This is a genomic window from Lysinibacillus sp. RU7, from assembly GCF_057837305.1.
The window spans coordinates 89882-109435 of the sequence record NZ_JBYQFK010000014.1 but is presented as its reverse complement, the minus strand read 5'-3'; the positions used below and the strand labels follow the sequence as shown (position 1 = coordinate 109435).

Genomic DNA, 19554 nt, shown 5'->3' with positions numbered 1-19554 from the left:
ATGAGAGGTTTTTTGCGTAGATAGGAAAGTTTTAAGAAAGGACATCATCTATATCTATTGTAGTATAGATATGTTTTTTCTAATTTCATAGAAATGGGGGATACGAGTATGCCGATTAACATACCGAAAAAATTACCAGCTGGAGATTTACTACGAGAAGAGAAAATCTTCATCATGGAGGAAGATCGCGCCCGCACGCAACAAATTCGACCACTAAACATTTTAGTTTGCAATTTAATGCCAGAAAAAGAGAAAACAGAATTGCAATTACTACGTTTACTAGGTAATACACCACTTCAAGTGAATGTGACATTTTTAAATACAGCGACATATGAATCTAAAAATGTATCGAAATCGCATTTACAGCTTTTTTATAAAACATTTGATGAAGTGAAACACCGTCGATTTGATGGCATGATTATTACAGGTGCACCTGTAGAGCGGATGGAATTTGAAGAAGTCATTTATTGGCGGGAAATTGCAACAATTATGAACTGGGCAAAAGTCAATGTGACATCGATTATGTACATTTGTTGGGGAGCACAAGCAGCGTTGTATCATCACTTTGGAATTGGGAAGTTTGAGCTGCCGAAAAAATGCTCAGGTGTTTATTCGCACGTTATTACAGATTTAACGGTCGACTTAGTGCGTGGGTTTAGCGACGAATACGTAGCACCACATTCCCGCCATACATCTGTTTCGATTGATGAAGTGCGCAATCATAGTGATTTAAAACTGTTAAGTTATTCTGATGATGCGGGTGTATTTATTGTCCAATCAAAAGATAATAAACACATTATGATTACGGGACACTTAGAGTACGATGCGACGACATTACGCGATGAATATGTACGTGACATCGCCAAGGACGATAATGTTGAGATGCCGGTGAATTATTTCCCAGAGAACGATCCGCTAAAAGAGCCTAAAAACACATGGCGTGCACACTCACACTTATTGTTCTACAACTGGCTTAACTACTACGTATACCAAGAAACACCATACAAATGGGATTTCGTTGAAGAAAATATTGAGTTTCATATTTAACACAAGCCGCATGATCGGGAATTACTCGACATGCGGTTTTTTACGTTTAGTAGAAAGAATCTGCACTTTAATCGAAATACCATTTAACCGCATTCGAGTATAAAATTTTATTGGCAGCTTGTTCATCAAATAGCTGTTGAATCAGTTCAATATCTGCGTATTCAAAAGGTCTTTTTGCTCGTGTAGATGGTAAATCTGTTCCGAACATCAGCGCTTCTGGATTGATTTCATAAATTGATTTTAAGGCATTCTTAACATTCAAATCTACGCGACCAAAACCAGTAGCTTTGACGTACACCCCTTTATCCACTAGCTTTAATAAATGTGGTAGTCCTTCCTCAGATAATCCTAAATGGTCGATGGATATTGCTGGTAATTTTTCAATCTTTGCTGCAATTTCAGGTAACTCTTTTGCATCCATATAAAGTTCACTATGCCATCCCACTAAATCATAAACCCTTCTAGCGAAGTAATCTAACTTCGATAAGTCTTCTGAACCACCTCTTTTAATGTTAAAGCGTAATGCTTTTACCCCGTTTGCATGTAAATGGAGTATTTCTTGATCCGTCACTGAAAACGGTAATTGTGTGACGCCGCAAAATGTTGGTCCCATTTTTTTGAGCGCTGCTAATAAATACTTTTGGTCAAATCCTTGGAATGAACCCGACACAATAGCGCCACCTAATACATTGAAATGAGCTGTTTCACCCTGATAATCTTCGACAACATAACTAGGGGGCAAATAGCCTTGGTTTTCGGTAATCGGAAAGTCAAAATCAATAATATGAAAATGTGCATCAAAAATTCGCATAACAATACCCCTTTCTTTTCCTTAACATATCAAAAAAGGTGTATAAAGAAAATTACGGGTTATTAATGCAAGTGCATTAATATATCTTATCGAATGAACTGAAACATATTCATTTCATAATATAGAGATAAGCATGAAAAATTTTAAAAAAGGATGATGAATATTTCGGTAGTGAGCACAGTTTTGTCTCTTCATCAAGGAAGAATGCATGACAGCTTGGATGATTACTTAGACATTGATCGCTGGGAGAATGATGGCGGTAGCTGTTCGAGGACAAGGTATAGCCGCGGTCGTGACTGAAAAATATAGGAGAGCTTGAGCTAAAGAGGGAGGCGAGCAGTCTCTCTCTTTCAAAGAGGTTGGGGCTATTTCAAAAAAACGATACAATCTATGCTATACTCAAGTAGTACAGAAGGGGGATACATATGACGACTTCATTTTTAATTATTTTCCCAATTGCATTTGCAATTTTTGTTATTGCGTCCGCATTTGCATTTTATAAATTCCGCCACTTTTTCTCCCGTGAACAATAAAAGAAGGTAGCACTCACTTTTGAGGCTACCTTCTTTTTATATTAGTTTTGTGAGCAAAGCTTGGGCGGGTGCAGCGTCTGCTTCGCCATTGTTTGCTGCTTTCATTAGCAATTTACGGAACTGATTTTTCATCTCTGCTGTTAGTGCGTCCTTATCAAACACATCAAACTTGCATTTATGAAGAGGGATTGTATCGGATTCACTAAATCCATCCTCGTAAAATAAATTCCACGTGATGTACTCGCCGTCATCATCAATACCTACAGAGCAAGTCAGTAAAAAGCTTTCAGCGGTTCCTTCCGCTACCACTTCCTCATAAAAATCTTCATCGTCCAGTAATTGTTCTTCTAAGTGCTCATAAGCCGATGTTGTTGTAATCGTAATCATTTCTTCAACTCCTCTGTTTGCATTATAACAGGGGATGTAGATTTTAACCTAGTTTAACTAATTAGTTATAAACAGAGCTTTCCGTACCTGTTGCGGCGTAGAATAACTTTTCGTTTACTTTCAGTGCCCATTGCACAATCGGACCGAGTCCAAAAGACATAATGATCGTGCCGATTCCGATAGGGCCACCAAGTAAGAAGCCTGTAATCGCCACTATGATTTCCATCGTCGTACGAGCTCGACCGACACTCCAGCCAAGCTTATGTGAGAGGAGTAGCATTAATGCATCACGTGGTCCGATTCCTAAGTTTGCTACAATATACATGCCACAACCGAAGCCAAGCAGTAATAGGCCTATACAAAAAGCAATTAATTGCGGGAAGAACCCGTTTAGCGTCGGTAACATAGCATTGAAAATATCAATGAAAATCCCAGCTAAAAACATATCTAAAAATGTCCCGATTTTCGGTAATCGTTTCATAAACACCGAGTCAATCGTTAAAATGATTAAACCAATGATAATCGACCATGTCCCAATCGTTAAACCGAAAGTATCTGCCAGCCCGATGTGGAGTACATCCCAAGAACCAACCCCTAGCGATTTCGCTTTAATCGTTAATGTTATACCAAATGATAATATGAGTATTCCTAGTAAAAAGAATGTACTTCGCCAATAAATATGTCTTTCCATCGTATCCCTCTATCTCTCTGTTGTACAAATGCTTCTAAGATGCCACACATTATTATAACGAAAGAAGGGTGAAAACTGCTTTTTTCTGCTAATTCCCAAAATAAAGACTTTATTCTTCAACACGCCATGTTGGGGGACCCGTCAGATTTATGCGAATTTACAATGGTAAGGAAAGAAATATCCCCGAACGACGCTTTGGGCGCTTTACTTCAATATGGTTCACTATTTTCACCAATCCCTAAATCTATTATAGAAACAAAGCAAGTTATAAAATAAAAAACTACATCCAATTTGGATGCAGTTTTATTTTTTTCTAAGCAGTGTATCCCCAAGAGGGATTCCAAACACAACAGCCACAACCGTTAGAACTAATAGGGCTTGAAAAATAAAATACGCAACTTGATCGAACATCGTATCTCTCCTTCCTTTCTTAATAATTCTTACCTTATATTCAGTAATTATCCAACTCCTATTGAAGAGTCAAACTAATAAAGCACAAAGTCATTTGTTCTTTATTAGTTTATTTTATTTCATTACAACGTATGTATGCAGTCGTTACTTTTTATATTTTGTTATCTTCAACAATAGGGTGCGATTGTTAAGCAACACCATTACGAAATGATCGATCTTTTTTCAAACTGGATTCTTTATATTTATTGTAAATTTCCGGTTTTTTGTGTGATTTTTTGATCAAATTTTATTTCAAAGCAACAAAAAGAGGATATATGCTCATATATTGAACATATTATCCTCTTATTAGTTTATAGTCTATTTAAAAATTTTTACCCGATTATATTTTTTTACATCTCATTTTGGTGAAGACCCATTCCTTCTGAATATATTTTCTATACGGGATTACGTGAGATTTATGCGGATTTACAACGCTAAATAAAAAATTATTCCCAAATGAAAGCGATTTGGGGGCGTTTTTAAAGGGGATAACTAGAGTTTTGTAGAATATTAAGGGAATCAAAGGGGTGAATATATGAACAAACGTGGAACAGGAGTTGCTTTTATAGCCATAGCTGCATTTTTATTTTCAGCAAAATATATAAGTGCCGCCATCTTCGGTTCAGGTGTAGCAAGTTGGGACGAGGATTTATTTAACGCAATGTTAAGCTATATTGGCAACCCTTTGAGCATATGTAGCATTATTGCTTTATTATTAGGTCTAGCGTACATAGCTTGGGGTGAATATGAAGAATTCACAATGAAAAAGCGATAGATAAGTATTCATGTCCATACAAAAAAAGTTCCCAAATCAAAGTTTGGGCGTACACCAAAAAGCCACAAAACGATCAACGTTTTCGTGGCTTTTCCTATGAACATTATTTATACAGCTTTTTATGTAAGAAGCGCAAACACTGGATATATCAATATATACACGATTATGACTTCCCTTTTGGTATGCATAAAATCATGTATATTTCTTAGCGTTGTCAATCCGCATTTCCCCCTATTGGAAATACATTTCAATCAAAGAGCAAGCCCCTTTTATCAATTATTCCATTAAAAAAATCACACTGATAAGAAAGATGTTATCTCATTAAAAATCTATATTCCTAAATGAAATCCTCATACATTGATTCTTTATCCTCTTTATTTTTTATAAAAATAAGAATAAATGTTGATTTTTAGTTATATATAATTATAATAGAGTAAAATAGTTGAAGTAATGAACACCATTTATGTAGGTGGTTGAATGGATGTAAGCTAGTAGTGAAATACCTTCGTATCACTACTATAGGGGATTTTATTGGTTTTTTTGCCCGCCTTATTATTATACGAAAAGACCCTCGAAACTTCTAACTATGTATAGTTAAAAACACCTAATTTCAGAATAGCTTCAAGTCTACTAACCGAATAGAAATACGAAATGGAATGTATGTATTCAAATGAAAAATAATACTATGTAAAGTTGAGGGGAAAAGATGGTCTTTTTCATAAATAAATCTAACAAATGGGATCAATATATAAATGCTTCAGAAACAGACTTACCTAAAGTGGGGGAGCGAGCGAAGGAGCGCTTATCGTTCTTAGGTGTCGACCAAGAAACGCTTAACAGGGTCAAACAATCAGCGGATATATTAGCTCCTTTTAAGAAGGAAATAATCAATAAATTTTACGGAAGAATACAATCTGAACATATATTTAATCAACTTATTGCGCAACACTCCACAGTCGATCGTTTAAGAGAGAAGATCGAACAATATATCGATCAATTTTTAGAAGCGGAAGTAGATCAGCATTATATCGTGACGCGAATAAAAATAGGGGAGTACAATAGTCAAATTAATTTGACAGCAGAAAATTTTGTTGCGGCACATGATTTGTTGATTCAGATAATGACTACAATTTTAATGGAAAAACTACATCGTCATCCTCAACGTATGATAGAATGCGTGGTTGCTGTACAAAAGCTAGCAGCCTATGACAAACAATTGATCGTTGAAGTATATATGGAAAATACGTTTAAATACTTTTTAAACGAAGTATCTGATATGTTAAATGAGATGATGAGTTTAGATACAATCAAACAACTGCTTTCGAACATGCAGAAAAAGATAGACGAGACCCATAGTGTAACTGCCGCAACTGAAGAAATGAGTGCTTCTATACAGGGGGTAGCAAATTATGCAGTTGAAGTAGCAAAAGGAACAGATGAGGCGGTTCATTCAGCGGAAGAAAGCGGAAAAGTCGTAGATGAAACGATGGAAGATATAAGGCGAGTCGGTCATGTATATGGAAAAATTGTAAAGAATGTGGAACAACTGAATCAAGAAATTGACTATACACAGGATATTGTGAGAATCATTAAAGAAATCGCTGATCAAACCAATTTATTAGCGCTAAACGCATCGATTGAAGCGGCTCGCGCAGGAGAGCATGGGCGTGGTTTTTCAGTAGTTGCTTCAGAGGTGAGAAAATTATCGGAGCATACAAAGGAACAAATTGTGAAGATTATTGCTAATATGGAGTCATTGCAAAATGTATCTTTGGAAGTCATTGAAGGGATTGGCCAAACGGAAAAATTAGTTGAAAAGAGTGTTGTAGGGGCGGAAAGTGCAAGTGAAGCATTAATCAGTATCGTTGAAATGATGAAAGGAATTAATGAATCAACTACTCAAATAGCAGCGATGAGTGAAGAACAAACCTCTACGATTGTGGACATCGCTTCGAGAAATGCGAGTATTTACGATAATAGTGTAGAGTCGCAAGAAATATCAAAGCAAACGGCAAAAACATTTTTTGAAATTAGCAATAAAATGGATACGTATCGAAAGAAATTCTTAAATATTAATGTGAAACTAACGTCAAAAGATATTTTAAAAGTGGCGAAAACGGACCATTTACTGTGGAAATGGCGAGTATATAACTTAATTTTAGGCATAGGGACAATCGACGCAAAAGAAACGATTTCTCATAAAGAATGTAGACTAGGGAAATGGTATTACGGAGATTTACCTAATCATGTGAAAAGCAAAAAAGCATTTAAAGACTTGGAACAACCGCATATGCAAGTACATCAAAGTGCTCAACTGGCAGTGAAATGTTTTGAAATGAATGACCCTATAGGAATAGAGAAAGCTTTTGAGGAACTAGAGAAATATTCCGAAATTGTTTTGAATTTATTAACGGATTTAGAGAAGGAACTTTAGTAACAAATAGAAGCGCAATAATCCTTGTAAGGTTAGGATTATTGCGCTTTCATAATGCTATCGTATTTGTATGTTCAAGGATAGTTGCTATAGTTTATATTGTTTGACTAATGCATCTAGTTCTGTAGCGAGAGTAGCTAGTTGCTCTGTTCCTCTTGATACTTCTTTAATTAATGCGCTTGATTGGACTGCAGTTGCCGCTGTTTCTTGAACACCAGCTGAAGCCTCTTGTGTAATAGCATTGATTTCTTCGATAGATGCATTGATTTCTTGTCCTTCTTCTGCCATCCCCTGAACATTTTGCATCATACGCACTACATGATTCGCTACTTGTTGCATCGCTTCGTTAATAGATATAAATGTTTCTGTCGTTTGTTGTAATTGAGCGGAGCCTTCTTGTACTTTGCTAAATCCAGTAGCTAAGGACATATTGACGTTTTTTGAATCTTGTTGAATCGTTTGGACAATCGTTGTAATTTCATCTACGGAACTTGCCACTTGTTCTGCTAATTTCCGCACTTCTTCTGCTACGACAGCAAAGCCTTTTCCGTGTTCACCAGCTCGCGCCGCTTCGATCGATGCATTGAGCGCCAACAAATTCGTTTGGTCAGCTACAGCTTTAATGATAGAGACAAAGGAAGAAATATCTTGAGCCTGGTCGTCTAATTTTTTCATTTTCTCCATCGAATCTTCAACAATTTGATAAATGGACTGCATTTGTTCGTTCGAATGGGTGATGAGTGTTCGTCCTTCATTCGATAAAGCCACAACTTCAGCTGTCCCTTGCTGCAATTCACTTGCATGGTTACTTGTATCTTGTAGTTTCCAAGCATAGTCATTCATAATCGTCGATAATTCCGTTGTTGCATGAATTTGGCTTTCTGTTCCCGCTGCAAGCTCTTCCATCGTGTTGGCTATTTGTGTAGCACCTGTAGCTACTTCTTTTGATGCGGAAGATAATTCGTCGCTATAAGAGGATACTTCTGTTGCCGTTGTTGCTACCTGGGTAAGTGTCTGTTTTAAGCTATGTTGGAAGTGTTGTATGCTTTCGATTAAGTCGCCTACTTCATCCTTTTGCTTTTTGAGCACTAAATGGTTACGTAAGTCACCTGTTGCTAATACAGTCATTTGTTTTGAAATGGCTTTCACCGGATTTGAAATCGAGCGACTAAATAAAATAGAAATAAACACAACGACAATCGTCGTAACAACTAATACGATGGTTGCTACGATAAAAATTTGTTTTTTCGTACCTGCAATCACTGAAGTGTCTTGACTAATATGTATCATACCAATAATTTTCGTATTTGTTGGATCGTACATCGGCATATACGTTTCAATCATCGAGTCATTGTGCATACGTACAAGTTCACCGTTTTGAATAGAAGGAAGCATTGTGTTGTTTTGTAATGTTTGACCGAGATTTTGTTCTTCGGAAGATACAACAATTGTCTGTTCTTCGTTATATAAATTAATCGTAATATTGGGTAATAATTGTTGCAGTTCTTTTACAAAAGTATCATCCAAGCCTGTTTGGAGCGTCCCGATGATTTGATCATTGTGAACAAGTGGCATAAATGCTCGAACGGATAATCCACTACTACCAAATTCAAAGCCAGCAGTCGATTGACCCGTTAATGTAGACTGAATCGCAGGTAAATTACTTTTATCGTCACCGTATTTCTCTGGATTATGCCCACGTAGCATCACGATTCCGTTTTGATCGCCCACTTCAAAAACCGTTACGCCATGTTCCGTTTGTAATCGCTCATACATAGGGATTAACGTCTGTTGAATTTGTGTGCGATCCCCTGAAGCAAAAGCCTTTAATACCGCTTCATCTTCTGCGTAGAGTGCGGAAAGGGTTAAAAGTTCATTTGCTGTCGCTTCAAAATGTGTTTTCACTGTCTGTTCCACTTCTATTTGCTGACTTTCGCTCATGGCATTTAAGCTATTTGCAGAAGTAAAAAATAAAATGGCAACGGTCATTCCTAATGCAATGAGAGTGACAGATAAAAATACAGCGACTAACTTTTTGTTTAATGTATTAAATTGCATAAGTACTCCTTTCTAAACAATCCTTTCCAATATAACATAAATATAGTCCATTTCGTCTATAGGTTTTGTTTGAAAGCGAAAAATCAGTATAAAAAAACTTGCTACAAATTCGTAGCAAGTTTGTATTCATAGGCCAATTCATCTAACTGTTTATTCAATGATACATATAAATCATGCTCATTAAAGAACCATTCATCAGCTTTTTCAATATAAAAATGGACACCGCTTACGTCTGTTTCCACACCGATTTCATGTGGTAACTCACGATTCATGCCAAGTGAAAATCCTTCATGGAACGGCGAGGAACCACCATACCGTGCATAAAAGCGAATATAGTCACCTTGTTCGACTTCCATTTCTTCTTGAAACCATGCAAATGCCTCGTCTGTTATAACAATTTTCAATTTCATCACCTCGTTGTCTATTATGCAAGCAATTTGAGTGAATGAAAATAAAAAAGCTCTCGAGCAGAGAGCTTAAATCCATTTCACTTTTGGTTCTGTGCCATTTTTGATTCGTTTAATATTTTCACGGTGACGGTAAACAATAAACGTAAATAAACAAGCGATTAAAATGCTTAATTCCCATTCACCACTGACAAATCCGTAAACAATACTATAAATAAGTGCGACAGTCGCTGCGATGATGGATGTGAGGCTGACCATTTTTGTTAATTTTAATGCCAACAAGAAGGTGCAGAATAAAACGATAAATAACGGCCAAGTATAGCCTAATAATAAGCCTGCACTTGTCGCCACTGCTTTTCCACCACGGAAGCTTGCAAAAATGGGGAACATATGACCAATTACCGCCACAACACCTAAAATAAGTGGATGAATGCTTGTCTCCTGAAAATATGGGAGAAGTGGCAATAGTACGGCTGCTGTTCCTTTTAACACATCGATAATAGTGACAGCAATGCCGGCTTTTTTCCCAAGTGTGCGGAATGTATTCGTCGCTCCTAAATTTCCGCTACCGTGTTCACGAATGTCTGTTTTATAAAAAGCTTTTCCGACCCATAATCCAGATGGAATGGAACCAATTAAATAAGCACAAAGAATAATAAGTGCATTTAGCATGCGGTTGTGCTCCTTTCAATAGTAAAAAAATTATTAGTTGGTACTAATAGGTTGTATCAAGTATTTTACACGTTTTTCATTCAATTAGAAAGTGGAATTTATCATATATCAAGATATCCTACCATGGAATGATGTATCATTAGTAGAAAGAAATCCATTTCATATAGGAAAAAGGGTATATTTTTGTCGTTATTTTTGAAAAAAAGAAGGAAATATGCCCCTATTTCATGAATTTCAATAGTGCATGAACTTTTATTGGGACAGAGATGATGATACAATAAATGTCTAATTGCGCTTGTTGGAAATATTGACAGCGCCTACTATTCCAAGTACGATTAGTAGTGGTAGAACGTTTGTTTGGTTTTGGAGGGGAATTGATTTGGTAAATAAGCAACAAGGCATCGCCTATAATGACGATGCCATTCAAGTATTAGAAGGATTGGAAGCTGTTCGTAAACGACCAGGGATGTATATCGGTTCTACAGACGGGCGCGGTCTTCATCATCTAGTGTATGAGATAGTGGATAATGCGGTTGATGAAGCACTTGCTGGGTTTGGTTCACATATCATCGTCAAAATTCATGAAGATAATAGTATGAGTGTACGTGACTTCGGACGAGGTATGCCTACGGGAATGCATAAAATGGGTAAACCTACGCCAGAAATCATCTTTACAGTATTACATGCTGGAGGGAAGTTTGGCCAAGGTGGCTATAAAACAAGTGGCGGCTTACATGGTGTAGGTTCATCCGTTGTCAATGCCCTTTCATCATTTTTAGAAGTCACAATTTATCGTGATGGTGTCATTCACCGTCAACGTTTTGAGCAAGGAGGAAAGCCTGCTACATCGCTTGAAACAATCGGAAAAACGAAAGAGACAGGCACACTTGTTCATTTCTTACCAGATAAAGAAATCTTCTCCGTAACGAAGTTTAACTATGATACATTAGCTGAGCGTCTTCGTGAATCCGCTTTCTTGTTAAAAGGGCTTAAAATTGAGCTGATTGATGAGCGCGGTGAGGGTACGTCTGATACTTTCCATTATGAAAGTGGTATTGAAGCATTTGTCGCTTATTTAAATGAAGAAAAAGACGTGCTACACCCGGTTCAATATGTGGAAGGGGCACAGCAAGAAATTGAAGTAGAGTTTGCCTTCCAGTTTAATGATGGCTACTCTGAAACAATTCTTTCATTCGTTAACAATGTACGCACACGAGACGGCGGCACACATGAAACAGGTGCAAAAGCCGCTATGACACGTGTGTTTAATGAATATGCACGGAAAATTGGGTTACTCAAAGAAAAGGATAAAAACTTGGAAGGGACCGATATCCGCGAAGGCTTATCTGCTATCGTCTCTGTTCGTATCCCGGAGCATTTACTGCAGTTTGAAGGACAAACAAAAGGGAAGCTCGGTACAAGTGAGGCGCGTTCTGCTGTGGATACGGTTGTATCGGAGCAGCTTTTATATGTGCTAGAGGAAAATGCTGAATTATCCTCTTCTTTAGTCCGTAAAGCGATTCGCGCGCAACAAGCACGTGAAGCTGCACGAAAGGCACGTGAGGATGCGCGAAACGGCAAGAAAAATAAAAAGAGTAGTACGCTGTTGTCAGGTAAATTAACACCGGCTCAGTCCAAAAATGCGGCCAAAAATGAATTATACCTTGTAGAGGGAGATTCTGCAGGTGGTTCAGCCAAACAAGGGCGTGACCGCAGCTTCCAAGCGATTTTGCCACTGCGCGGGAAAGTGATTAATACGGAAAAAGCGAAGCTACAAGATATTATGAAAAATGAAGAAATTGCAACGATTATTCATGCAATCGGTGCAGGTGTTGGATCGGACTTTAATGTGGCGGATACTGCATACGATAAAGTAGTCATTATGACCGATGCCGATACAGACGGTGCACATATTCAAGTCTTACTACTGACGTTTTTCTATCGTTACATGCGTCCACTCGTTGAAGCAGGGAAAGTATTTATTGCACTGCCGCCACTGTACAAAGTATCCAAAGGAGCAGGCAAGAAAGAAGTCATTGAATACGCTTGGACAGAAAGTGGGTTACAGCAAGCGATGAAAAAAGTCGGCAAAGGCTATGTCATTCAGCGCTATAAAGGGCTTGGTGAGATGAATGCCGATCAGTTATGGGATACAACGATGAACCCTGAAACACGTACATTAATCCGGGTAACCATTGACGATGCTGCGCGTGCGGAACGTCGTGTTTCCACATTAATGGGCGATAAAGTAGAGCCTCGTCGTAAATGGATAGAGACGAATGTGAACTTCGGTATGGAAGAAGACCTCAATATCCTAGATAACGAGTTCATTCACGAGGAGGAAGTATAATGGCAACAGAACGTTTTCAAGATTTACCGTTAGAAGAAATTATGGGTGACCGTTTTGGTCGCTATTCGAAATATATTATTCAAGACCGCGCGTTGCCTGATGCACGCGACGGTCTAAAACCAGTACAACGCCGTATTTTGTATGCGATGTATAACGATAACAACACACATGATAAGCCGTTCCGTAAATCAGCTAAAACAGTCGGGAACGTTATTGGTAACTACCATCCGCACGGTGACTCATCTGTTTATGAAGCGATGGTGCGTATGAGCCAAGAGTGGAAAGCGCGTCATATGCTCATTGAAATGCACGGAAATAACGGTTCTGTCGATGGAGACCCAGCAGCAGCCATGCGTTATACGGAAGCACGTCTGTCAGCGATTGCCGGGGAAATGCTACGTGATATTGGTAAGCGAACAGTAGAGTTCGTGCCAAACTTTGATGATCAAGATGTAGAACCAACTGTGTTACCAGCACGTTTCCCGAATTTATTAGTAAATGGTTCGACGGGGATTTCGGCTGGTTATGCAACGGATATTCCACCACATAACTTAACGGAAAGCTTAGATGCGGTATTAATGCGCCTGGATCATCCAACTGCTACTGTAGATGAATTAATGACGGTCATTAAAGGGCCAGATTTCCCAACAGGTGGTATTATCCAAGGGGTAGACGGCATTAAAAAGGCATATGAAACAGGGCGCGGGAAAATTATCGTTCGTGCGAAAGCCGACATTGAGTCCATTAAAGGAAGTAAAGAACAAATTGTTGTAACAGAGCTTCCGTATGACGTTAACAAAGCGAATTTAATCAAAAAAATCGACGAACAACGGATGGACAAGCGTTTAGAGGGCATCTCTGAAGTGCGTGATGAATCAGATCGTAATGGACTACGTATCGTCATCGAAATGAAAAAAGATATTCCATCACAAGGGATTTTAAATTACTTATATAAAACAACGGATTTACAAGTCACATATAATTTTAATATGATTGCTATTCATAATCGTCGCCCAACGATGATGACATTACCACTCATGTTAGATGCGTATATTGCACACCAAAAAGAAGTGGTGACAAAGCGTTCGGAATACGAGTTACTCAAGGCGAAGGACCGTTTACATATTGTAGAAGGTCTCATGAAGGCGCTATCGATTTTAGATGAAGTCATCGCCACAATTCGTGGCTCTCTTGATAAACGAGATGCGAAAAATAATTTAATTGCAAAGTTTGACTTTACGGAAGTACAAGCGGAAGCGATTGTCAGCTTGCAACTTTACCGTTTAACGAATACCGATATTACCGAGCTGCAAAAAGAACAAAGTGAGCTCACGAAGCTGATTGATCAATTAACCGCCATTTTAAATGACGAGAAAAAGCTAATACGAGTGATTAAGGCCGAACTAAATGATATTAAAAAGCGTTTTAATGAGCCACGTCGTTCACAAATTCAAGCGGAAATTGAAGAGATTAAAGTAACGCTTGATGTGCTTGTACCAAGTGAAGAAGTCGTCGTGACAGTGACAAAGGACGGCTATGTTAAGCGAACAAGCCAACGTTCCTATGCGGCATCTAACGGTAAAGATTTTGCGATGAAGGAATCGGATTTCTTGCTATACGAACAAACGCTGAATACACAGCATCATTTACTGTTATTCACAAGTAAAGGGAACTATATTTATCAACCTGTTCATGAATTACCAGATATCCGGTGGAAGGATCTTGGTCAGCATATTTCAAGTATCGTACCAGTTGATACGGAAGAACATATTGTGTCTGTGATCGGGATTGAGAAGTTTGAACAGGAAGATATGTTTGTATTTACAGCGACAAAGGAAGGGCAAATTAAACGTTCGTCGCTTGCAGATTATGCTGTTACACGTTATTCGAAACCGATTAAGACGATGAACTTAAAAGGGGACGATGAAGTCATTACTGCCGAGCTTGTGACATCAACTCAAGAGCTATTACTCACATCGAATACAAGCTATAGCATTCGCTTTGTAATGGAAGAATTGCCTGTAACCGGCGTAAGAACGGCGGGTGTAAAAGGCATGCAGCTAAAAGAAGGGGAATACCTTGCTGCAGCAAATGTATTAAGTCCTGGTGCAGAGCAAGATATCGTCATCGTAACGCAGCGTGGAGCTGTTAAACGTATGAATGTCTCAGAAATTGAACTGAGCAATCGAGCAAAGCGCGGCGTTGTGACGCTGAAGGAACTAAAAACGAACCCGCACCGTGTATATGCGATTGTCGTGGTAAAAGTATCAGATACAATTGTCCTCGAAACGGAAAAGGGCGTGCAAGAGGAAATCCAAATCGTCAATCTTTCACGTACAGACCGCTATTCAAACGGTTCACTCCGTATAGATACGGTAGGAGACGGCAAACTAGTTCGTGTAGCTGTCGTCAAACAATAAAGTGTATGAAGCATCCTAGAAATAGGGTGCTTTTTATTTTCGAGCTGATTAAAAGGGTATAACAGCCGAACAAATGGGGGTAACTTATCTTTTTTCACTTTTGAAAAACAATCCAAAAAGTTGACAATCCAAAAACAAAGAGCTATGATTTACATACCCCATATAGGTACCTTGTAAACACAAAAGGAGGTATTGCATGGATCATTGTGAAGACACTTGTCGAAAAAGTCATCATCCTGAGCATGTGAAAAAAGATTTAATGAATCGTCTCAACCGTGTGGAAGGGCAAATTCGCGGCATAAAAGGGATGATTGAAAAAGATGTGTATTGTGATGATATCATTACACAACTTTCCGCCACGCAATCCGCTTTAAATAGCGTAGCGAAAGTGCTACTCGAAGGTCATTTAAAAGGCTGTGTGGTCGACCGCTTAGCGGATGGGGACGATGAAATTATGGATGAGTTATTAGTAACCATCCAAAAATTAATGAGAAAATAGCAAAAGGAGTTAAGAAATATGCAAACAGTTACATTAAACGTAAACGGCATGTCTTGTGGCCATTGTGTAAAAGCAGTGGAAAATAGCGTAGGAGAATTAGCAGGAGTAACAGAAGTAAAAGTACATCTAGAAGATAAGAAAGTAGATGTTACATTTGACGAAGCAACCGTTACACTGGATCAAATTAAAGAAACAATCGATGATCAAGGCTATGATGTAGTGGAATAATAAATGGGAGAGAGTGCGTATTTACGCACTCTTCTCTTTACAAACAAACATACCCTATGCAGGTATGAGTGAGAGGTGTGACATGTATTGAGTGAGCAAAAAAAAGAAAAAACACTTCAAATTTCCGGTATGACCTGTGCCGCTTGTGCAACGCGAATTGAGAAAGGGTTGAATAAACTTCCGGGTGTGGAAAAGGCGAGTGTCAATTTAGCACTTGAAAAATCCGTTATTCAATACAATTCACAACAGATAGACGAAAAGGCATTCGAAGAAAAAATTCAAGCACTCGGTTATGAGGTTGTGAAAGAAAGAAAAGAATTTACGATTACAGGTATGACCTGTGCAGCCTGTTCTGCAAGAATTGAAAAAGGATTAAATAAACTAGCAGGTGTCACTGTTGCCAATGTAAACTTAGCACTTGAACAAGCGACCGTTGAATTTAATCCTTCTGAACTTACCGCTTCAGATATTATTCAACGAGTCGAAAAAATAGGATACGGTGCACAACTGAAGGTAGATGAACAAGAAACAGCGGATCATCGGGAACAGGCCATTCAGAAGCAAACACGAAAATTTATTTTTTCGGCTATCCTATCTTTACCGCTTTTATGGACGATGGTCGGGCATTTTTCCTTTACTTCATTCCTCTATGTGCCGGACATTTTAATGAATCCTTGGGTACAATTTGCGCTTGCAACACCCGTTCAATTTATTATCGGTCGCCATTTTTATGTAAGTGCCTACAAAGCATTACGCAATAAAAGTGCCAATATGGATGTCCTCGTCGTAATGGGCACATCTGCGGCTTATTTTTATAGCGTTTATCAGACGATTAAATTCTCGGATCATCATGCCCAGTTATACTTTGAGACGAGTGCGGTTTTAATTACGCTTATTTTGCTAGGGAAATTATTCGAAGCCAAAGCGAAAGGACGTTCGTCAGAAGCGATCAAAAAACTAATGGGCTTACAGGCGAAAACAGCGGTCGTAGTTCGTAATGGTCAGGAACTTGAAATACTACTTGAAGAAGTGATCGTTGGCGATGTCATTCTCGTAAAACCAGGGGAAAAAATCCCTGTTGATGGAGAACTAATCGAAGGCTATACAACAATCGATGAATCGATGCTAACAGGGGAGAGCATCCCTGTGGATAAACAAAAAGGAGATCAATTATTTGGTTCCACAATCAATAAAAATGGCTTCATTCAAATGAAAGCAACAAAAGTTGGGCGAGATACGGCGTTAGCACAAATTATTAAGGTAGTAGAAGACGCGCAAGGTTCAAAAGCGCCTATTCAACGTTTAGCCGATAAAATCTCAGGGATTTTTGTACCGATTGTGATCGGTATTGCGCTCATTACATTTTTAGTTTGGTTTATGTTTGTAACACCAGGTGAATTTACACCCGCACTTGAAGCACTCATTTCCGTACTAGTCATTGCTTGCCCTTGTGCATTAGGTTTAGCCACACCAACTTCCATTATGGCTGGTTCAGGCCGTGCTGCGGAGTTAGGAATCTTATTTAAAGGTGGTGAACATTTAGAACGGACGCATCATATTGACACAGTTGTCGTAGATAAAACAGGGACCGTAACAAACGGCAAACCCGCATTAACCGATGTGATAGTAGCTAGCACTTTAGATGAAATGACTTTCCTGACACTCATCGCATCAGCGGAGAAGCAATCCGAGCATCCGTTAGCGGAAGCGATTGTACATGGGGCGAAGGAGCGAAATATATCACTTGTTGCTGTGGAACAGTTTGAGGCAATTCCAGGGTACGGCATTCGTGCAACAGTAAACGAGACAGAAGTTTTGGTAGGAACACGCAAACTAATGGCACAACATCATATCGACATTGTGCCGGTTTTATCTTATATGAAATCGTTAGAAGCAGAAGGAAAAACGGTGATGCTTGCGGCATTTAACGGGCAATATGCTGGAATGGTAGCGGTGGCGGATACAGTGAAAACGACTTCTGCAGCAGCGATTCAGCGACTGCTTGACATGAATGTCAATGTCATCATGATGACAGGGGATAATGAACGAACAGCACAAGCCATTGCAAGGCAAGTCGGGATTACACAGGTTATTGCAGAAGTATTACCAGAAGGAAAAGCCGCTGAAATTAAGAAATTGCAAGCGGCAGGGAAAAAAGTAGCGATGGTTGGCGACGGGGTAAATGATGCACCAGCTTTAGCCGTTGCGGATATTGGGATGGCAATCGGTACAGGAACGGATGTCGCGATGGAAGCTGCTGATATTACGTTAATTCGTGGCGACTTAAATAGTATTGCAGATGCCATTTTAATGAGTCATAAAACGATGACGAATATTAAACAAAATCTTTTCTGGGCATTTGCTTACAATACATTAGGTATTCCCATTGCAGCGATTGGACTGTTGGCACCTTGGGTAGCTGGGGCTGCGATGGCGTTTAGCTCTGTTTCCGTTGTACTCAATGCACTCCGCCTTCAACGAGTGAAATTAACCAAATAACGGTTCAAAAGCTATAAAATCTTAACGGGTTTTATAGCTTTTTTTGTAAACATGTACAAAATCAGATTCATTCCATGCGAGGATCAATTCGTGGTATTTTTGTAACTTTAACCTTTTTAATGATATCTTTGAATAATATCAATATTCTAATATAATAGAAGGTAATGAATCTTTGTTATTTATGGAATATATTGAAGAAAAGGAGAAGGTGAAAGATGAAGAAAATTATATGTTTATTTTTATTCTTTCTAAGCTGTCATTTATTAATGATAGAGGATGCGGAGGCAAGGACAATAAAATGGAAAGGTTATTCAATTAATTCTGGTCAAATTGGGGTTGTGAAATTTTCTACCAATGTAAAAATGTATAAACAAAATGCCAATGGATCGACATCGGTTATAATTGGTAAAAAAGGACAAGCATATCGTGTATATGACATTGAGAAAATTATAAATTATTCTTACTCTCCTACAATCGGACGTGAAATTGATGTAAGAGCGACAAAATACTACCTTGGTAGTGGAGTCACTGTTCAAGGAAATGAAATTATTAAATATGAACAACTACCACAAAACATTTATGAACAAGCCATTGAATTGTATGGGTATCCGGTAAAGTCTTTAGTACCTCCGAAATCAACTCGATTTGGTTTTGAGTATTGGTATTATCCACCGATAATGGATATTGCTTTTTACATGCATTATGATGAAGAAATCCAATCCTTTAAAGGATGTTACCGCTGCACGTATGGGGAGGAGGACGGTTGGACTGGTGTTAAAGCTGAAATAAAATTTAATGAAACTAAATCAGCATTTTCTTATGCTTTAAAGATTGATGAGGAAGAAACAAAAGTACAAATCCAATATCCGGTGAAAAAAGGAAGTATCGTCACAATTACGCGCCCGAATGGTTCTATTGAAAAAGAAAAGGTTGCTCATTTTATCCCATATGAAGTGTATAATGTAGCAACCGCTACTAAATACTTTGAATATACACATGTCATTGTTACGGAGAAAGGTCGTAAATTTGCAGTCGGTCGATATATGAATGTTACAGGTTTCAAATATGAATATTAAATAGCTAGAATAATAGGATCTAGGGAACCTCTTAAAATGTAACCTTTAATTTAAGCTTGGTGAAAGATGTCAAATAAATTAGTATAGCAGTTATTTAAGACAATAAAAGGAATACTAGCGAAACACGCAGCACGCCTACTCGGTATATTGCGTGTTTTTTTGTAAAACCGAAATTATTTATGAACAATGAAGATTTTTGTTGGATAGATGACTATTT

The 19554-nt window shown here is 38.3% G+C and carries 15 protein-coding genes; 9 read left to right on the top strand and 6 right to left on the bottom strand.

Features of this window, described 5'->3' with window-relative positions; translation table 11 throughout:
* Window positions 1-108: 108 nt before the first annotated feature.
* Entirely contained in the window at window positions 109-1047 is a 939-nt protein-coding gene (gene metA, locus AC3II9_RS12000; protein ID WP_489155722.1) for a homoserine O-acetyltransferase MetA, read from the top strand.
* Window positions 1048-1114: 67 nt separating this feature from the next.
* On the opposite strand, the gene AC3II9_RS11995 is transcribed toward metA, so the two are convergent.
* The 3 genes from AC3II9_RS11995 to AC3II9_RS11985 all read right to left on the bottom strand — a co-directional run bounded on the left by AC3II9_RS11995 (window position 1115) and on the right by AC3II9_RS11985 (window position 3469).
* Window positions 1115-1858, bottom strand: a complete 744-nt coding sequence (locus AC3II9_RS11995; protein ID WP_489155720.1) for an amidohydrolase family protein — start codon at window positions 1856-1858, stop codon at window positions 1115-1117.
* A 569-nt stretch (window positions 1859-2427) separates the two neighbouring features.
* Window positions 2428-2778 carry a hypothetical protein gene (locus AC3II9_RS11990; protein WP_489155718.1) on the bottom strand — a complete coding sequence of 117 codons (351 nt, stop codon included), beginning with the start codon at window positions 2776-2778 and terminating at the stop codon, window positions 2428-2430.
* 61 nt (window positions 2779-2839) lie between these two features.
* A complete protein-coding gene (locus AC3II9_RS11985; RefSeq protein ID WP_489155716.1) occupies window positions 2840-3469 on the bottom strand; it encodes a YczE/YyaS/YitT family protein in 630 nt (209 codons plus the stop codon).
* Window positions 3470-4454: 985 nt separating this feature from the next.
* Between AC3II9_RS11985 and AC3II9_RS11980 the strand changes: the two genes are divergently transcribed.
* Both AC3II9_RS11980 and AC3II9_RS11975 read left to right on the top strand, forming a co-directional pair.
* Window positions 4455-4694 (top strand): hypothetical protein, encoded by a 240-nt coding sequence (locus tag AC3II9_RS11980; RefSeq protein WP_489155714.1) that lies wholly within the window; start codon window positions 4455-4457, stop codon window positions 4692-4694.
* Window positions 4695-5400: 706 nt separating this feature from the next.
* Window positions 5401-7128, top strand: coding sequence for a methyl-accepting chemotaxis protein (locus AC3II9_RS11975; protein ID WP_489155712.1), 1728 nt, complete (start codon window positions 5401-5403; stop codon window positions 7126-7128).
* An 87-nt stretch (window positions 7129-7215) separates the two neighbouring features.
* Here AC3II9_RS11975 and AC3II9_RS11970 read toward each other — a convergent pair whose 3' ends face one another.
* From AC3II9_RS11970 to plsY, 3 genes are all read right to left on the bottom strand, one after another.
* Window positions 7216-9186: a methyl-accepting chemotaxis protein gene (locus tag AC3II9_RS11970; protein ID WP_489155710.1), complete on the bottom strand. Its 1971-nt coding sequence runs from the start codon at window positions 9184-9186 to the stop codon at window positions 7216-7218.
* 101 nt (window positions 9187-9287) lie between these two features.
* On the bottom strand, window positions 9288-9590 hold the full coding sequence (locus tag AC3II9_RS11965) for a HesB/YadR/YfhF family protein (RefSeq protein ID WP_489155708.1): 303 nt from the start codon (window positions 9588-9590) through the stop codon (window positions 9288-9290).
* Window positions 9591-9662: 72 nt separating this feature from the next.
* A complete protein-coding gene (gene plsY / locus AC3II9_RS11960; protein ID WP_391370827.1) occupies window positions 9663-10265 on the bottom strand; it encodes a glycerol-3-phosphate 1-O-acyltransferase PlsY in 603 nt (200 codons plus the stop codon).
* 379 nt (window positions 10266-10644) lie between these two features.
* Here plsY and parE point away from each other — a divergent pair, with 379 nt between their 5' ends.
* The 6 genes from parE to AC3II9_RS11930 all read left to right on the top strand — a co-directional run bounded on the left by parE (window position 10645) and on the right by AC3II9_RS11930 (window position 19337).
* Entirely contained in the window at window positions 10645-12615 is a 1971-nt protein-coding gene (gene parE, locus AC3II9_RS11955; RefSeq protein ID WP_489155706.1) for a DNA topoisomerase IV subunit B, read from the top strand.
* The gene (gene parC, locus AC3II9_RS11950; protein ID WP_489155746.1) at window positions 12612-15035 is read left to right on the top strand and encodes a DNA topoisomerase IV subunit A; all 2424 of its coding nucleotides are present in this window, start codon (window positions 12612-12614) and stop codon (window positions 15033-15035) included. The genes parE and parC overlap by 4 nt, the downstream gene beginning before the upstream one ends.
* A gap of 196 nt (window positions 15036-15231) precedes the next feature.
* The gene (locus AC3II9_RS11945) at window positions 15232-15534 is read left to right on the top strand and encodes a metal-sensitive transcriptional regulator (RefSeq protein WP_489155704.1); all 303 of its coding nucleotides are present in this window, start codon (window positions 15232-15234) and stop codon (window positions 15532-15534) included.
* 18 nt (window positions 15535-15552) lie between these two features.
* Entirely contained in the window at window positions 15553-15762 is a 210-nt protein-coding gene (copZ, locus tag AC3II9_RS11940; protein WP_489155702.1) for a copper chaperone CopZ, read from the top strand.
* Between the two features lie 87 nt (window positions 15763-15849).
* Entirely contained in the window at window positions 15850-18261 is a 2412-nt protein-coding gene (locus AC3II9_RS11935; protein WP_489155700.1) for a heavy metal translocating P-type ATPase, read from the top strand.
* A 215-nt stretch (window positions 18262-18476) separates the two neighbouring features.
* Window positions 18477-19337, top strand: coding sequence for a hypothetical protein (locus tag AC3II9_RS11930; RefSeq protein ID WP_489155699.1), 861 nt, complete (start codon window positions 18477-18479; stop codon window positions 19335-19337).
* Window positions 19338-19554 lie beyond the last annotated feature (217 nt).

Coding starts and splice junctions, on each gene's coding strand:
- metA (WP_489155722.1), top strand. CDS start 109: ATGCCGATTAACATACCGAAAAAATTACCAGCTGGAGATTTACTACGA.
- AC3II9_RS11995 (WP_489155720.1), bottom strand. CDS start 1,858: ATGCGAATTTTTGATGCACATTTTCATATTATTGATTTTGACTTTCCG.
- AC3II9_RS11990 (WP_489155718.1), bottom strand. CDS start 2,778: ATGATTACGATTACAACAACATCGGCTTATGAGCACTTAGAAGAACAA.
- AC3II9_RS11985 (WP_489155716.1), bottom strand. CDS start 3,469: ATGGAAAGACATATTTATTGGCGAAGTACATTCTTTTTACTAGGAATA.
- AC3II9_RS11980 (WP_489155714.1), top strand. CDS start 4,455: ATGAACAAACGTGGAACAGGAGTTGCTTTTATAGCCATAGCTGCATTT.
- AC3II9_RS11975 (WP_489155712.1), top strand. CDS start 5,401: ATGGTCTTTTTCATAAATAAATCTAACAAATGGGATCAATATATAAAT.
- AC3II9_RS11970 (WP_489155710.1), bottom strand. CDS start 9,186: ATGCAATTTAATACATTAAACAAAAAGTTAGTCGCTGTATTTTTATCT.
- plsY (WP_391370827.1), bottom strand. CDS start 10,265: ATGCTAAATGCACTTATTATTCTTTGTGCTTATTTAATTGGTTCCATT.
- AC3II9_RS11945 (WP_489155704.1), top strand. CDS start 15,232: ATGGATCATTGTGAAGACACTTGTCGAAAAAGTCATCATCCTGAGCAT.
- copZ (WP_489155702.1), top strand. CDS start 15,553: ATGCAAACAGTTACATTAAACGTAAACGGCATGTCTTGTGGCCATTGT.
- AC3II9_RS11930 (WP_489155699.1), top strand. CDS start 18,477: ATGAAGAAAATTATATGTTTATTTTTATTCTTTCTAAGCTGTCATTTA.